This is a genomic window from Micromonospora marina (assembly GCF_900091565.1).
Classification (GTDB): domain Bacteria; phylum Actinomycetota; class Actinomycetes; order Mycobacteriales; family Micromonosporaceae; genus Micromonospora; species Micromonospora marina.
This window is the reverse complement of the sequence record NZ_FMCV01000002.1, coordinates 39835-54052: the sequence shown is the minus strand read 5'-3', so window position 1 is coordinate 54052 and position 14218 is coordinate 39835. Positions and strand designations below refer to the sequence as shown.

The 14218-nt window shown below is 72.1% G+C and carries 18 protein-coding genes and 3 tRNA genes; 9 read left to right on the top strand and 12 right to left on the bottom strand.

Annotated elements, in window-relative coordinates; genetic code table 11:
- Window positions 1-113: 113 nt before the first annotated feature.
- Together GA0070215_RS02795 and GA0070215_RS02790 are read right to left on the bottom strand one after the other, a co-directional pair.
- Window positions 114-329 carry a DUF3073 domain-containing protein gene (locus tag GA0070215_RS02795; protein ID WP_013283429.1) on the bottom strand — a complete coding sequence of 72 codons (216 nt, stop codon included), beginning with the start codon at window positions 327-329 and terminating at the stop codon, window positions 114-116.
- Window positions 330-620: 291 nt separating this feature from the next.
- Window positions 621-1703, bottom strand: coding sequence for a Glu/Leu/Phe/Val family dehydrogenase (locus GA0070215_RS02790; RefSeq protein WP_091041426.1), 1083 nt, complete (start codon window positions 1701-1703; stop codon window positions 621-623).
- Window positions 1704-1876: 173 nt separating this feature from the next.
- On the opposite strand from GA0070215_RS02790, the gene GA0070215_RS02785 reads away from it, so the two are divergent.
- Window positions 1877-2716 carry a DUF8083 family protein gene (locus tag GA0070215_RS02785; protein ID WP_018785463.1) on the top strand — a complete coding sequence of 280 codons (840 nt, stop codon included), beginning with the start codon at window positions 1877-1879 and terminating at the stop codon, window positions 2714-2716.
- A gap of 256 nt (window positions 2717-2972) precedes the next feature.
- On the top strand, window positions 2973-3182 hold the full coding sequence (locus tag GA0070215_RS02780) for a BldC family transcriptional regulator (RefSeq protein WP_007073996.1): 210 nt from the start codon (window positions 2973-2975) through the stop codon (window positions 3180-3182).
- Between the two features lie 55 nt (window positions 3183-3237).
- Here the strand turns inward: GA0070215_RS02780 and GA0070215_RS02775 are convergent, their stop codons facing one another.
- Complete coding sequence (locus GA0070215_RS02775; RefSeq protein WP_018785462.1) at window positions 3238-3636, bottom strand: PPOX class F420-dependent oxidoreductase; 399 nt, start codon at window positions 3634-3636, stop codon at window positions 3238-3240.
- A 54-nt stretch (window positions 3637-3690) separates the two neighbouring features.
- On the opposite strand from GA0070215_RS02775, the gene GA0070215_RS02770 reads away from it, so the two are divergent.
- Window positions 3691-4470, top strand: a complete 780-nt coding sequence (locus GA0070215_RS02770; RefSeq protein WP_091041424.1) for a class I SAM-dependent methyltransferase — start codon at window positions 3691-3693, stop codon at window positions 4468-4470.
- Between the two features lie 52 nt (window positions 4471-4522).
- On the opposite strand, the gene GA0070215_RS02765 is transcribed toward GA0070215_RS02770, so the two are convergent.
- The gene (locus tag GA0070215_RS02765) at window positions 4523-4810 is read right to left on the bottom strand and encodes a hypothetical protein (RefSeq protein WP_091041421.1); all 288 of its coding nucleotides are present in this window, start codon (window positions 4808-4810) and stop codon (window positions 4523-4525) included.
- Between the two features lie 163 nt (window positions 4811-4973).
- Between GA0070215_RS02765 and GA0070215_RS02760 the strand changes: the two genes are divergently transcribed.
- Together GA0070215_RS02760 and GA0070215_RS02755 are read left to right on the top strand one after the other, a co-directional pair.
- The gene (locus GA0070215_RS02760; protein ID WP_026267890.1) at window positions 4974-5831 is read left to right on the top strand and encodes a 3-hydroxyacyl-CoA dehydrogenase family protein; all 858 of its coding nucleotides are present in this window, start codon (window positions 4974-4976) and stop codon (window positions 5829-5831) included.
- Between the two features lie 220 nt (window positions 5832-6051).
- The gene (locus tag GA0070215_RS02755; protein ID WP_018785459.1) at window positions 6052-6795 is read left to right on the top strand and encodes an enoyl-CoA hydratase/isomerase family protein; all 744 of its coding nucleotides are present in this window, start codon (window positions 6052-6054) and stop codon (window positions 6793-6795) included.
- A 62-nt stretch (window positions 6796-6857) separates the two neighbouring features.
- Here GA0070215_RS02755 and GA0070215_RS02750 read toward each other — a convergent pair whose 3' ends face one another.
- Window positions 6858-8195, bottom strand: coding sequence for an ABC transporter substrate-binding protein (locus GA0070215_RS02750; RefSeq protein WP_091041420.1), 1338 nt, complete (start codon window positions 8193-8195; stop codon window positions 6858-6860).
- Between the two features lie 166 nt (window positions 8196-8361).
- Here GA0070215_RS02750 and GA0070215_RS02745 point away from each other — a divergent pair, with 166 nt between their 5' ends.
- Together GA0070215_RS02745 and GA0070215_RS02740 are read left to right on the top strand one after the other, a co-directional pair.
- Entirely contained in the window at window positions 8362-8751 is a 390-nt protein-coding gene (locus GA0070215_RS02745) for a hypothetical protein (protein ID WP_013283438.1), read from the top strand.
- 45 nt (window positions 8752-8796) lie between these two features.
- Window positions 8797-9501: a DUF2786 domain-containing protein gene (locus GA0070215_RS02740; protein WP_018785457.1), complete on the top strand. Its 705-nt coding sequence runs from the start codon at window positions 8797-8799 to the stop codon at window positions 9499-9501.
- A gap of 47 nt (window positions 9502-9548) precedes the next feature.
- Here the strand turns inward: GA0070215_RS02740 and GA0070215_RS02735 are convergent, their stop codons facing one another.
- The gene (locus GA0070215_RS02735) at window positions 9549-10064 is read right to left on the bottom strand and encodes an SRPBCC family protein (RefSeq protein WP_091041417.1); all 516 of its coding nucleotides are present in this window, start codon (window positions 10062-10064) and stop codon (window positions 9549-9551) included.
- 239 nt (window positions 10065-10303) lie between these two features.
- Between GA0070215_RS02735 and GA0070215_RS02730 the strand changes: the two genes are divergently transcribed.
- Window positions 10304-11239, top strand: coding sequence for a hypothetical protein (locus GA0070215_RS02730; RefSeq protein WP_091041414.1), 936 nt, complete (start codon window positions 10304-10306; stop codon window positions 11237-11239).
- Window positions 11240-11410: 171 nt separating this feature from the next.
- On the opposite strand, the gene GA0070215_RS02725 is transcribed toward GA0070215_RS02730, so the two are convergent.
- Both GA0070215_RS02725 and GA0070215_RS02720 read right to left on the bottom strand, forming a co-directional pair.
- Complete coding sequence (locus GA0070215_RS02725) at window positions 11411-11782, bottom strand: winged helix-turn-helix domain-containing protein (protein WP_018785455.1); 372 nt, start codon at window positions 11780-11782, stop codon at window positions 11411-11413.
- Window positions 11779-11922 carry a hypothetical protein gene (locus GA0070215_RS02720; RefSeq protein ID WP_244166840.1) on the bottom strand — a complete coding sequence of 48 codons (144 nt, stop codon included), beginning with the start codon at window positions 11920-11922 and terminating at the stop codon, window positions 11779-11781. The genes GA0070215_RS02725 and GA0070215_RS02720 overlap by 4 nt, the downstream gene beginning before the upstream one ends.
- Before the next feature lie 223 nt (window positions 11923-12145).
- On the opposite strand from GA0070215_RS02720, the gene GA0070215_RS02715 reads away from it, so the two are divergent.
- Window positions 12146-12583: an ArsI/CadI family heavy metal resistance metalloenzyme gene (locus GA0070215_RS02715; protein WP_018785453.1), complete on the top strand. Its 438-nt coding sequence runs from the start codon at window positions 12146-12148 to the stop codon at window positions 12581-12583.
- Between the two features lie 63 nt (window positions 12584-12646).
- On the opposite strand, the gene GA0070215_RS02710 is transcribed toward GA0070215_RS02715, so the two are convergent.
- From GA0070215_RS02710 to GA0070215_RS02695, 4 genes are all read right to left on the bottom strand, one after another.
- Entirely contained in the window at window positions 12647-13567 is a 921-nt protein-coding gene (locus GA0070215_RS02710) for a TolB family protein (RefSeq protein WP_244166839.1), read from the bottom strand.
- 320 nt (window positions 13568-13887) lie between these two features.
- Window positions 13888-13961, bottom strand: a tRNA-Phe gene (locus tag GA0070215_RS02705).
- Between the two features lie 76 nt (window positions 13962-14037).
- Window positions 14038-14111 (bottom strand) — tRNA-Asp (locus tag GA0070215_RS02700).
- Window positions 14112-14144: 33 nt separating this feature from the next.
- A tRNA-Glu gene (locus GA0070215_RS02695) sits at window positions 14145-14217 on the bottom strand.
- Window position 14218 lies beyond the last annotated feature (1 nt).

The following is a 14218-nucleotide window of genomic DNA, read 5'->3' as shown; positions in this document are numbered from 1 at the left end:
GTCGGAGCGTACGCCCCGGCGCGGCAGGCCCTTGATCGTCGGTCGTAAGCCGGCTCAGCAGAGCACATGCGTGAGCACGCGGGGGTTGCCGCGTGCTCGGATGTGACCGGAGGTCAGCGGGTCGGACGAGCCCAGGTGTCCGGGTCGTCGTCCGCGTGGTCCTCGTCATCGTCGTCGACATACTCTTTGTAGTCGTCGTCGAAGTTGTGCTCAGACTTTCCACTACCCGCCAGTTCGCGCTGCAAGGCGGTTAGGTCGGTGTTCGGGGAGTGGTACTTCAACTCCCGGGCCACCTTCGTCTGCTTGGCCTTAGCACGGCCGCGCCCCATGGCTCGACCCCCTCGCACAGAATGCGGGGCAGCCCGAAGGCGGGCCCCGATGACGTCAGGCATCTCTCGTGGCTCTTACGGTACATGGGGATGCCATCGTTCGGCACCTCGGGTCACCGTCGACCGGACCTGCGCGTCGCAGTGGTCCAGCCGTCACAAAGTGTACCGGGTAAGGGGTGAGACCCGGGGCTGGCCGTGACACCGGACAAACCGGCACGAAAAATCCCGAGGCTCAGCTTAACGCGTACCGCCTCCGAGGGAGGAGCGTCGCCCCGCCCCCGGAGGTGAGGTTCACCGCAGGTGGATGGCGCGCAGCCGGCCGACCTCGGCCATCCGCCGCTCGGCGAGCCGGTCCGCGGCGACCGCCGGAGGCACGCCCTCGTCGTCGGCGAGCCGGAGGATCTGCCGGGTGGTGTCGAAGATCCGGGTGGCGCGCAGCTTGGCGCGGTCGAAGTTGAAGCCCTCGATCTCGTCGGCCACCTGGATCACGCCACCGGCGTTCACCACGTAGTCCGGCGTGTAGAGGATGCCCCGGTCGGCGAGCACCTTCTCGATGCCCGGGTGGGCGAGCTGGTTGTTCGCCGCCCCGGTGACCACCTTCGCCCGCAGCAGCGGCACGGTGTCGTCGTTCAGCGCGCCGCCGAGCGCGCACGGGGCGTACACGTCGATGTCGGCGGCCACCAGCGCCTCGGTGTCGTCGACCAGGGTGACCTGCGGGTGGGTGGTGCGCGCCCACTCCCGGGCGCGCGGGTTGACGTCGGTCGCCACGACCTCGGCGCCGTCGTCGAGCAGGTGGGCGGTCAGGTACTTGCCGACCTTGCCCAGCCCTGACACGCCGACCCGGCGGCCGGACAGCGTCGGGCTGCCCCAGACGTGCTCGGCGGCGGCCCGCATCCCCTGGAACACGCCCCAGGCGGTGAGGATCGAGGAGTCGCCCGCGCCCCCGTGCTCCACGCTGCGGCCGGTCACGTAGCGGGTCTCCCGGGCGATCACGTCCATGTCCGCCACGTACGTGCCCACGTCGCAGGCGGTGTAGTAGCGGCCGTTGAGCGACTCGACGAAGCGGCCGTACGCGCGCAGCAGCGCCTCGCTCTTGATCTGCTCGGGGTCACCCCAGATGACCGCCTTGCCGCCACCGAGGTCGAGGTTCGCCAGAGCGTTCTTGTAGGCCATGCCGCGCGAGAGGTCGAGCACGTCGGCGAGGGCGTCGGCCTCGCTGGCGTACGGGTAGAACCGGGTGCCGCCGAGGGCGGGGCCCAGCGCGGTCGAGTAGATCCCGATGATCGCCTTCAGGCCGGACTGCTTGTCCTGGCAGAACACGACCTGCTCATGCCCCGTGGAGACGGGGTCGTCGGTACTGGCGAATACGCCCATGGCTGACTCCTGTGTCGGTGCGCCCTTGTGAGGCGCGGAACCCGGGTGGCACGCCGGCGGGATGCTGCCGGTGTCGTTGAGCCTAATATCGGCCCGAACCGTACTGTCGCGCATGTCACGCCACCGGCCCGAGGGCGGCGACGGGCGGTCCCGTCTCGTGGGAGGATCGCGCAGTGCCGTCGCTCTTCGCTTCATACCTGCGCGTGTACGAGCCGCTCACCGCCTTCGACCGGGACCGGCAGTCGTACTGGCGCCGGTACGTCAGCGAGGGCCGCGCGATCGCCCCGCTGGAAGGGCCGGTGCGGCAGCGGACGGCGGTGATCGAGGCGCTCGGCGCCGGCTGGACCCGGCTGCCCGACCTGCCCGACGAGGCGTACGTCCTGGAGTCCGACGACGCGTTGCTGGTCTGCCCCTGGAACCTGCGTATCCGGGTCGCCGAGGCGGCGCTGAGCGCCCGCGACGGCGTGCCGTCGGTGCTGGCCGACGCGTTCGTGCCGCCGGTGCTCGCCGGGCAGGCGAAGGCCGTGGTGGAGGACTGGCGCAGCGGCGCCCGCGTGCTGGAGCACGGGGTGCCCCGGGTGCACGAGCAGATCGCCACCTGGGGCGTGCCGTTGCGCTGGTTCGTGCTGTTCGAGGCCGGCGAGCGGCACCTGGTCACCGACCCGCAGCGGCGGGCGTTGCGCTACCGCACCGAGATCTCCAAGGCGCGCCGCCGGGCGTCCCGGGCGCTGTCGGTGCTGCGCAAGTCGATCGGCGAGGCGCCGATCACCGAGGCGGTCGAGGAGGCGGCCCGGTGGCTGGAGGAGTTCCACCCGCGTTCGGTGGTCGAGCTGGACTACGGCGGCCTGGTGCAACTGCTGCCGGACGAGACGCTCGAAGCCGACGACTCGACCGAGCTGGTGGCCACCGGACTGGCCGGACTGGGCCGGGGCGAGGCCGAGGAGGCGTCCGCCGCGTACGACAAGCTGGTCGCTCGCTGGCGCGCGGTGCAGCTGCTGGAGCGGTGCAACTGATGCCCGGTTTGACCCGCTAAGTGGTCTTGGACACGAGAGTGTCTCGTAGTTGATGCGTCACGAACCGTGATCATGAGTCCTAATAAGGTACTTTCTGCGGCATAAAAGTCGTAAAAATCGGGCATGGTTCATCCGTCCGTCTAGGGACCTTCAGCCGTTCGGCCCATGTCGGACATCGGGGACTAGCCGGACCATGGGAGACGCGTCGGCCGGCGGGACCCCGGCCGATGTCTATACATGTGGAGGAGTGACCCCGATGGCATCGCGAACGCACGAACCTGAGCCGCTGCTCACACCGGCCGAGGTGGCGTCGATGTTCCGTGTCGACCCGAAGACGGTGACCCGGTGGGCGAAGGCTGGCAAGCTCAGTGCCATCCGGACCCTCGGCGGCCACCGCCGCTACCGCGAGTCGGAGGTTCGGGCCCTGCTGCAGGGGCAGATCCCCCAGCAGCGCCAGGGAGACTGACGAACCGGCGTTCTCCGGCGTTCCGATCAAGGGCGGTGCCGTCGCGGCGCCGCCCTTAATCGCGTCCGGGGCCCGATCCGTCCAGCACGATCCGCAGCCCCACCGTGCCGCCCTCACCCCGGCGCAGCCGGCTGCCCAGCAGGCTCAGCCGCCCGATCAGCCGGTACTTCTGCTTGAGCAGCCCCCGGACCCGGTTCGTGCTCTCCGGGTCGGCGATCGTCGCGTGGCCCGGCACCGCCTCGCCGTGCGGCCGCCCGCGCACGTCGCACGGGGCCACCGTCACCCGGCCGTCGCGCCGGATGCGCTTCACCTTGCCGGAGTCGGCCACCGTCCACACCGCCAGCCCGTCGCCGTCGCGTACCGCCCACACCGGTGTCGCCACTGCCCGGCCGTCCTTACGGAACGTGGTGAGCAGGACGTACTTCTCCGCCGCCAAGCGGTCCAGGTCGGTCACGCCGCCAAGGATACGGCGGCGACGGCACCGCCGACCCCCGGATAGCGTGCTCACATGACCGGGGAACCCGAGATCGGCGACGTGTTCGGCGAGATGATCCGCGACGCGTACGCGGTCGCCACCGGGATCGGTCCGCGCCCGATGGCCGGCGGTCGCCTGCCCCGCCCGGTCATCGAGATCATCGAGCGCGACGACGGGCTGGTCAACGGCGCGCCCGCCGGGCACTACCTGGACCCGCCGCAGCGGTGGCAGCCGCACGACCACCGGGCCGTGGACCGGGTACGCGGGCACGTACTCGACGTCGGCGTGGGCGCGGGCCGGATCGCGCTGGAACTCCAGGAACGCGGTGTGCCGGTGACCGGGCTGGACACCTCCCTCGGCGCGCTGCGGGTCAGCCGCCACCGGGGCGTACGCGACCTCGTGCACGGCACCGTCGACGAGCACGCCGCCGACGGCCGCCGGTACGACACCTTCCTGCTGCTCGGCAACAACCTGGGACTGTTCGAGGGGCGGGAGCGCGCCCCGGCGATGCTCGCGGCGCTCGCCGCGCTGGCCCGCCCCGGCGCCCGGGTGATCGCCCACGGCACCGACCCGTACGGCACCACCGACCCGGTGCACACCGCCTACCACGAGCGCAACCGCCGGCGGGGCCGGTTCGGCGGGCAACTGCGGCTGCGGTTGCGCTACCGGCTGCTCGGGACCGAGTGGTTCGACTACCTGGTCTGCTCGCCCGGCGAACTCGCCGAGCTGGTCCACGGCTCACCGTGGCGACTGGCCGACGTGGACGACACCGACCACCCCTACTACCTCGCCACGCTGGAGCTGCGGCGTTAGGAAGGGCCCCTTTCAAGCGCCTACGCGTTATAAAGGGGCCCTTCCTTACATCTCAGACCTGGACGGTGGGGGTGGTCTGCTCCGGGGGCAGCCCGCCGTCGCCGTCGACCACCTCGTCCGGGGTGCCGTCCTCGTCGATGTCCACCATGGTGATGTCCACCTTGCCGTCACCGTCGGTGTCGAACTGGAACAGGTCGGCCTTGCCGTCGCCGTCGGTGTCCACGACCCAGACGTCGGTCTTGCCGTCGTTGTTGGTGTCCGCACGGAGCAGGTCCACCCGCTCGTCGCCGCGGGTCTCGACCGTCTCGGTGCTATCCGCGCTCTCCGGTGCCTGGCTCATCTCGTTCCTTCCTTCGGCGTCGAGGGCCGTTTTTACCCCGTCCGCTCCGCCCCCACGCATCCCCGCGGCCCGGCCATGCATAGGGTCGCATCCAGGAACGAGCGATGCGGACGGGCCCGGCGGCGGAGACCCCGCGCGCCCCCGCCGCGGCGAGGGGACGTCGATGAGTGGTCGTTTTGTGGTCGTCGGGGCCGGCACCATGGGCCTCGGCATCGCGTACGTGGCGGCCGGCGCCGGGTACGCGGTCGAACTGGTCGAGGTCGACCCCGCCCGGGGCGCCGAGGCCCTGCGCCGGCTCGGCGAGCTGTGGGACCGGGGCGTGCGGCGCGGCAAGCTGACCGAGGAGGCCGCCACCGCCAACCGCGAGCGCGTCACGCTCCGGGCCGGGCTCACCGAGGTGGCCGAGGGCGCCGACGTGATCGTGGAGGCGGTGCCCGAGCGGCTCGACCTCAAGCGCGCCGTCCTGCGCGAGGCGGAGAGCCGCCGGCCAGCGCTGCTGGGCAGCAACACCTCCAGCATCCCGATCGCCGACCTGGCCGCCGGGCTGGACCGGCCCGCCGAGTTCGTCGGGTTGCACTTCTTCAACCCGGTGTGGGCGATGGCGCTGCTCGAAGTCGTGGTCGGCCCGGCCACCGCCCCGCAGACCACCGAGGCGGCCGTCGCGCTCGCCGCCCGGCTGGGCAAGGACCCCGTCGTCGTACGCGACATGCCCGGCTTCGCCACGTCCCGGCTCGGCGTCACGCTCGGCCTGGAGGCGATCCGGATGGTCGCCGACGAGGTGGCGAGCCCGGCCGACATCGACAAGGCGATGGTCCTCGGCTACCGGCACCCGATCGGCCCGCTGGAGCTGACCGACCTGGTCGGGCTGGACGTGCGGCTCGACATCGCGCGCACGCTCCAGGCCGCGTACGGCGACCGGTTCGCGCCGCCGCCGCTGCTCGTCGAGATGGTGGCCGCCGGGAAGCTGGGCAAGAAGTCGGGTCAGGGTTTCTACACCTGGAAGGACGGCGTGAAGCAGTGAGCGCGAGGAGTGAGCTTGCGAGCCCCGCAGTCGCGAACGAAAGGCAGGCACGGTGAGCGCGAGGAGTGAGCTTGCGAGCCCCGCAGTCGCGAACGAAAGGCAGGCACGGTGAGCGCGAGGAGTGAGCTTGCGAGCCCCGCAGTCGCGAACGAAAGGCAGGCACGGTGAGCGCGAGGAGTGAGCTTGCGAGCCCCGCAGTCGCGAACGAAAGGCAGGCACAGTGACCGGGCTGCGGATCGAGGAACTGCCGGACCGGCTCGTGGTCACGCTGGACCGGCCGGAGAAGCGCAACGCCATCGACGCCGACCTGGTGGGCGAGCTGCACGCGGTCTGCGCCGACCTGGAGGCGCGTCCCCGGCTGCTGCTGCTCACCGGCGGGACGGCGGGCATCTTCGCCGGGGGCGCCGACATCGCCCAGCTCCGCGAGCGTGGCCGGCTGGACGCGTTGGCCGCCATCAACCAGGGCGTCTTCGCCCGCATCCGGGCGTTGCCGATGCCCACCGTGGCCGCCGTCGACGGGCCCGCGCTGGGCGGCGGCGCCGAGCTGGCGTACGCCTGCGACCTTCGGGTGTGCACGGACCGCGCGGTGTTCGGCCAGCCCGAGGTGCGGCTGGGCATCCTGGCCGGTGCGGGCGCGACCTACCGGCTGCCGGCGCTGATCGGCGAGGCCCGGGCCAAGGAGCTGCTGTTCACCGGCCGGCGGGTCGACGCCGGGGAGGCGCTGCGGATCGGGCTGGTGAACCGGGTGGTGACCGACCCGGCGGAGCTGCTGCCCACCGCGCACGGCCTGCTCGACGAAATGGCGAAGGGCTCCGCGCTGGCGCTGCGGCTGACCAAGATGGCGGTGGACGCCCCGGCCGCCGCGCACCCGCAGCTCGACCTGCTGAGCCAGGCGGTGCTCTTCGAGGACGAGGAGAAGCATCGACGGATGACCGAGTTCCTGGACCGGCGTCGGGCCCGCTGAGCCCGGGAGAGACGACGAGGGCCGCACCGGTGTTCCGGTGCGGCCCTTCGCGTCGGTACGGCTCAGCGCTTGATGTCGACTCCCGCGTCGTCCAGCGCGGTGATCGCCGGCGCGGACTCGGCGAAGCCGATGAGCAGCAGCGCCTCCGGCCCGAACGCCTTGATCTCCTTGGCGGTACCGCTGAAGTCGACGGGCGTCTTCGGATCGGCCGGCGGCTCATAGGTCAGCAGCTTGATCCGGTCCGCGCCGATCCCGGCCTTCTCCAGCTCCGAGCGGACGTTCTCCTGCAGGCCCTCGCCGTACGAGTCCTTACGGGCCAGGATCGCGATCTTGCGCGGCCCGTCCCGGAGCATCACGTCGGCCAGCGCCCGACCCTGGAGGCTGTCCGGCGGGGCGGTACGGAAGTAGAGGCCCTTGTCCTCCACCGCGCTCAGCCCCGCGTCGGTGTTCGACGGGGAGAACAGGATCCGGCCGGCGGCCACCACGTCCGGCAGCACGGCCCGGGAGATGCCGGAGCCACCCGCGCCGATGATGACCTGGACGCCCCTGCCGACGTGCGAGGCGACGGTGGCCTTGGCGACCTCCGGGTTGGTGCCGTCGTCACCCTCGATCCACTTCACCGGCTCGCCGAGCACACCACCGGCGGCGTTGACCTCACGGATCGCGAGCGCCGCACCGGCCGCCAGCGGCGGGTTCGCCAGCGCCAGGTCACCGGTCTTCGGCAGCAGCCCGCCGAGGACCAGCGGGGCGTCCTTCGCCTTCCCGTCGCGCAGCTTGCGGCCACGCGGTGGGGCCTTCGTGCTCGCCCCCGACTCCTCACCGGCGCCGACGAACTCGGTCTTACTGTCGTCGATCTTCTGGTTGTCGAAGTGCATGGTGCCGTAGCTCGCGGTGGCCGGCTCACCCGCGTCGGTGAACCCGGCGCGGGTCAGCGACACACCCCGGTACTCGATGTCCCGGCCCGCGCGGGCGAGCTGGAGGCAGGCCGTCACCTCGTCGCAGCGTTCACCGCCAGTGGTCACCCCGACGATCTGCTTGGCGATCTCGGCCGGAGCGGTGGTGCCGGCGAGCTGGGCGGCCAGCGCGCTGATCACCACCGCGTCGTACGACTCGGCGGAGTAGAGGAAGTCACCCAGCTTCGGGTCTACGGCGAGCAGTCGCTCCTTGAAGCTCTCGGCCAGCGGAGTGAGGGGCGTGGTGCCCTTCATCCCGTTCACCAGGTCCGCCCGGTCCTTGAGTTCCGCGGCGTACGAGTTGAGCATGTTGCCGTCGGTGCCGTAGAGGCGCACCTGGGTGGCAGGCGTCTCCTCCGGCTCGTCGCTCCCGCAGGCGCTCGTGGCGAGCAGGAGCGCCGCGCAGGCCATGGACAGGGCCGCGCGCGACGTGCGTGTTCTCAGCATGGTCGTCCTTCCTCCGGCGAAGGTCCGCTGCGCACCTTAGCGTGCTCGCGCCGCAGGCGGGACTGTGGAGTCGGCTCCGTCGGCACCCCGACTGCGGATATCACTCTGCGTGGTCGACGGGCTGTTTCCGGGTCACCGCTTGACCCCCGGCGATACTGTTCCGCGGGTGAACGACGAAGCACAGCAGACGCTCGACGACGCGACCGCCGTGCTCCGTTCCGCCCTCGCCGGTGACGGTGCCGGCGTGGTGGGCACGTTCGACGCGGTGGTGGACCGTTCCGGCCTCGCCGGAGCGTACGGAGTGGCGTGGTGCCTCGCCGCCACCATGCTCGGCGACGACACCCCGGGCGGCGGCGCCGCCCTCGACTTCCCCGGCATCGACCAGGCCGACTACGACACCCGCTGGGTGGCCCGCTTCGTCAGCGCGTGCGCCAACGACGACGCGGACACCGGCGAGGCGCTGTTCGGGGCGGCGGCCGCCGACGGGCTGCTGCCCGACTGTCTGCTCACGCTCGCCGGGTCGACCATCGCCACGCTGCGCAGCCGGTCGGACTGAGCCCGGCGCGCGGCCCCGCGCCCCGGCTGTGGTAGCTCTGGGTGCATGTCCGAGGCGATGCTCAGCAAGGTGCGCAAGCTGCTCGCCCAGGCCGAGGACCCGGCCTGCACGTCGGCCGAGTCGGCCGCGTTCATGGCCAAGGCCACCGAGCTGATCGCCCGCTACGGCGTCGACCGGGCGCTGCTCGCCGCCCGCGACCCGGCCGCCGACCCGGTCGGTGACCGGACCGTCGAGGTGGTCGCGCCGTACGCCCGGGACAAGGCCGGCCTGCTCGCGGCGGTCGCCGAACCGCTGCGGTGCCGATGCGTACGCCGCCGGGAGGGCGACGGCTTCGTCATGCACCTGTTCGGCTTCGCCAGCGACCTGGAACGGGTCGAACTGCTGTTCACCTCACTGCTGGTGCAGGCCGCGCACGGGCTCGCCGGTGCTGCCGTACCGGCCGGGGAGCATCCGGCGGCGTTCCGGCGTACCTGGCTGGCCGGGTTCGCGTACGTCGTCGCGGAACGGCTGCGTGCGGCCGAGAGCAAGGCGGTGGCGGAGTCGGGCGGGCCCTCCACCGCTCTGGTGCTCGCCGACCGCTCCGATCGCGTCCAGCGCCGGGTCGCCGAGGCGTACCCCCGGTTGCGCACCGCGCCGCGACGGCGGCTGGCGGGCGGTGGCTTCGGTTCCGGCGCGGACGCCGGCCGCCGGGCCGACCTGGGTGGCACCGGCGTGGCCGGGACCGGCGCGGCGCCCGGCATCACCGGCTGATCCTCGGTGTCCGGGCTGCCGACCGCGGCGCGTCCGCTCGGTGCGGGTCAGGCGGTGGTGCGGCCGACGGTCGCCAGGTAGCGGCAGAGCAGTTCGTGCCAGCCCGCGGTGAGCGCCTCGCGGTAGCCCTCGGCCGCACTGCCGTGCCGGTCGAAGTAGCGGTGCTCGACCTCCACCCGGGTCCGCTCCGGACCGTCGGCGTGGAACAGGACCTCCACCTCGCTGGCCCGTGCCGGATCCGGCACCGGCACCCGGTCCGCGCCGATCTGCCAGGTGAACACCAGGCGCCGGGGCGGATCCCAGGTCAGCACGCGGCCCCAGTCGTTGCGGAAGCCGTACGGCCCGATCTCGTAGAGCATGCCGCCGGCCCGTGGCTCGATGCCGATCGCGGCGAGCGCCTCCGGGCCGGACCAGGTGTATTCACGCACCCACCAGTCGGCGAGCGCGCCGGTGAAGACGGCGTACGCCCGCTCGGCCGACGCCGGGGCGGACAGTGTGCTGCGGAGGGAGAAGCGGTCGGATTCCTGCCGGACCTCATCCGGATCGTCGATCTCCTGTCCCATAGGTCCGGACCATACCGGCTCATGTCTCGGTGCGCAGCTTCCGTAGCGCCCGCTTCCGGACACCGGGAACTGCGCTTCCCGTCAGCGGCAGGCGGTGGGATCGGCGGTCCAGGGGAGACGCCGGCGACGCTCCCGTGACGTGCCGGCGGGTCGGGTGTCATCGATGGCCGGGGACGCGACGGATGCCGTACCGGAAAGCGGGTAACCGCGGGCGACCGATCGATGGGAGAGCGCGGAGCATGACCGACAGTCGAGCCACCGAACCAGTGCCGGACCCCGGCGACGAACCGACCGGCTCGCCGGCGGGTCCCGAGCCGGACGTCCTGCTCGACGTGCCGGAGCTGACCGTCGACGAGATCCGGCTCGCGGTGGACGGGCTCGACGCCGACCTGTCGCTGCGCGCCCGGCTGGCCAACCTGCTCCAGCTCGACGCCGGAGTCCGGGTGCACCTGGAGGGCGTCGAGCTGGACATCACGGGGGTGAGGGCCGAGGCGCTGCTCAAGGTGCGGCTGGAGAAGCTGGTGCAGATCCTGGACCGGGCGCTGACCACGATCGACCGCAACCCGGAGCTGATCGACGCGCTCGCCCGCTCGGCCGGTGCCACCCTGGACGACGTGCACCGGCTGGCCGCACCGGTGGTGGACCCGACCGGTCGTACGGTGGCGGCGCCCGGCGAGGTGGCCGAGCGCGCCACGGCGGTGGTCGACCGGGCGGGGCCGGCGGTGTCCGGTCCGATCGAGGCACCGGAGCCGCCCCGCAGCGCCCCGGAGCCGCCACCGGCTGCCGGTGGCGATCAACCGACGCCGCCACCGGCAGCCGGTGCCCGGCAGCCGAAGCCGTCCCCGGCGTCGGGTGCCGGGCGGGCGGAGCCGCCGCCCAGTTCCGGGCGGGCGGAGCCGTCCCCGGCGCCGGGCACCGGGCGGGAGGGCAAGACGGAGTCCGAGCGTGCCACCGGGTCGGGGCAGGATGCCGGGGCGGGACCGTCGGCGCAACGTCCCACCGGGAAGAAGCGCGGTCCGGAGCGCCCGGGCGAGACCGGCCAGCCGGCGAGCGCCGCCGCCGAGGCGGCGCAACTGGCGGGACAGGCCGGGCAGGCGCTCCGGCAGGCCGGCCGAAGCGTCTGGGAGGCGATCCAGGGCGGCCCCACCCAGAACCGCCGCCCTCCGAAGACCTGACCCACCCGCCGCCCGCCCCCACCCGCCGCCCGCCCCCACCCGCCCGCCCCCACCCGGCCGCCCCGCCCCGCCCCGCTCGGGTGATCAAGGGGTTTGTGTCCGGTTCACCGGCCCTGGAGGACACAAACCCCTTGATCACCGAGGTGAGGGCAGTGGGTGGGCGAAGGGGGGTCAGTCGGGACGGGTCTGCGGGTGATCGGGCGTGGCCTGCTGCTGGTGGTGGCGGCGGAGGAGTTCCTGGAGGGCGGCGATCTCGGCGTGCAGGGCCTGACGGCCCTCCCGGGTGATCCGGATCCACGTGCGCGGACGACGACCGTGGTAACCCTTCTCCACGTCGATCAGGCGTGCTTCCTCCAGCACGGTGAGGTGCCGGGACAGGTTGCCCGCGGTGAGTGCGAGGGCATCCCGGAGATAGGCGACCTCGACCCGTTCGCCTTCGGCGGCGATGGTCAGGATGCCGAGCCGGTGCCGCTGGTGGACGGTGTCGTCGAGGCCGTTCGTCGGGAATGGCCCGCTCGCGCGAGGGTCGTCCACGGTGCTCACGCGTACCCGGCGCGCAGCGGGGCCGGCTCCGCGGATTCGACGTACAGCGGTGCGGCCGCCGCGATGAGCACCCCGAAGAGCAGGAGCGGATGCCAGTACGCCTGACGGGCCGCCCGGGCCCGCCGGCGGAGGGTGGTCATGGAGGCGAGTAGGTCCCGGGCGTCGTCGTCGCGGGGTGACTCGGACGGCACGGTTCCTCCCGGCAGCCGAAGCGCTGTTACCCCAATAGATTTGCAGCACAAACCTATTGCCGCAAGGACTCGCCTGATGACGACTTGTTTCGACACCCGTCTAGGCTGACAGACTTCGAATCAAAGGGCAGAGTGGAGACTGCTTCGACAAACAGCTAAACAGGGAGTTGCCATGTCCCGCGTCCAGCTCGCCCTGCGCGTCTCCGACCTCGAAGGCTCCGTGGCCTTCTACCGCAAGCTGTTCGGCGTCGAGCCGGCCAAGCGCCGCCCCGGCTACGCCAACTTCGCGGTGGAGAACCCGCCGCTGAAGCTCGTACTCCTCGAAGGTGAGCCCGGCCTGCCGACGGTGATGGACCACCTCGGGGTCGAGGTGCCCACCACCGAGGAGGTCAACGCCGCGACCAGCCGCCTCACCGAGTCCGGCCTGATCACGCTGGAGGAGAACGACACCGAGTGCTGCTACGCGCTCCAGGACAAGGTCTGGGTACGCGGCCCGGGTGACGAGCCCTGGGAGGTCTACACGGTCAAGGCCGACTCGCCGGAGCGGGAGAAGGCGACCGAGAGCGCCTGCTGCACCTCGGACCCGGCGGCACAGCCCGCCGCGGTCTGAGCCGGATGCGGCACGGTCCCCACCGGCGAACACGCCGGTGGGGACCCCGTCGTGCACCGGCGACTACCGTGTTCCGGCGAATCTCAGCCGCTTGAAGTGTTCGACGTAGACGAACCGCTTGCCGTCCGGAGAAAAGCTCGGGTCGTACGCGCGGGCGCCGTCGGCGATCCTCGTCTTCTTCCCGGTGCCGACGTCGACCGACCAGACCCCGCCCGCGTGATCCGACGCGACGGCGGCGATCACCGACCGGCCGTCCGGCGACACCGCCAGGCCGGCGAGGCCGGGAAGCTCCGTGACGAACCTGGCCGTGGCCGATCCGACGTCCCATTCGGTCAGGTGCCAGGTGAGGTCGTCCGGGCTCACCTCGGGCGGCAGCGGCAACCTTCCGAGCGAATCGGGCGCGGTGATGAAGAACAGCCGTTCACCCAGCGCCGCGGGCGACCGCGCCAGCACCTTCGACTCGCAGGCCGTGTCACCGCCACTGAGGTTGAAGGTCGCCCCGCCCACCGTCACCGGAGAGCCGAACTCGTACGCCTTCCCGTCGGCGAGCAGCTGGATCCCTCCCGGACCGCACTCCCGGGGCGCCTCCACGAATCCCCCGCCGCCACCGTTTACGAGTACGGCGTCGACGAGGAAGCGGGCCGACGCCAGAGGCTCGAAGGTTTTGTCGGCCGGCGAGTAGCTCAGCAGTTCCGTCTCGTCCCAGCCGCATTCGAGGCCCATCCCGAGGTCGCCATCGGGGCCCGCGAAGAGAAAGCTGAACAAGCCCGCTCCGCAGGCGGACACCTGTGGGGCGCGCGCGAGGACGCGTTCCTCCTTGCTCCCATCGGGCCGTTGCCGCCACACCTCGGCCTGGCCCGAGCCCGAGGTCGAGGTCACCTCCCGCAGGTAGTAGACCCAGCCGTCGGCGGCCCAGACCGGATGGAACAGGGAGACATGGTCCAGGAGTCCCGAGATCCGGCCACACCCGCCGAGCAGGATCACGGCTAGTACGAGGACTGGCGTCAGAGCCGTACGCAGCGCACGCACACGTGGCCTTCCAGTGGGGCATCCTGTCCGCCACTCGGCGGGTCCGCTCACCCTAGACGCGGGACGCGTCGCGCGAGTGCCCGCTCCGCGTCGCGGTGCCGCCGTCGCGAGGCACCCGCAGAGGGAACCCCTGGGGCCGTCCGGACGTCGGTATCGGTGTGAAGCTGCGCGCCGCGACCCTGCTCGCCCTGCGAAGACTGCGGACGGGGCCCAAAGCAGAACGCCGACCCGCGTTTCCGCTGGTCGGCGCTCCTGTAGCCCGGCGAAAGGCTATGTGGCCAGGGGCGGGGTCGAACCGCCGACCTTCCGATTTTCAGTCGGACGCTCGTACCAACTGAGCTACCTGGCCGTGGTGCTCGACACATGCTACCGCACGGGCCGATACGCAGAACGCCGCGCATCGAGCTGCGCGGCGTCAGCGCTTGCGGTCCTGACGGGACTTGAACCCGCGACCTCCGCCTTGACAGGGCGGCGAGCACTCCAACTGCTCCACAGGACCTGGCTGGTGTTGCATCCGGCGCGAGCCGGACCGTGCCCCCAACGGGATTCGAACCCGTGCTACCGCCTTGAAAGGGCGGCGTCCTGGGCCGCTAGACGATGAGGGCG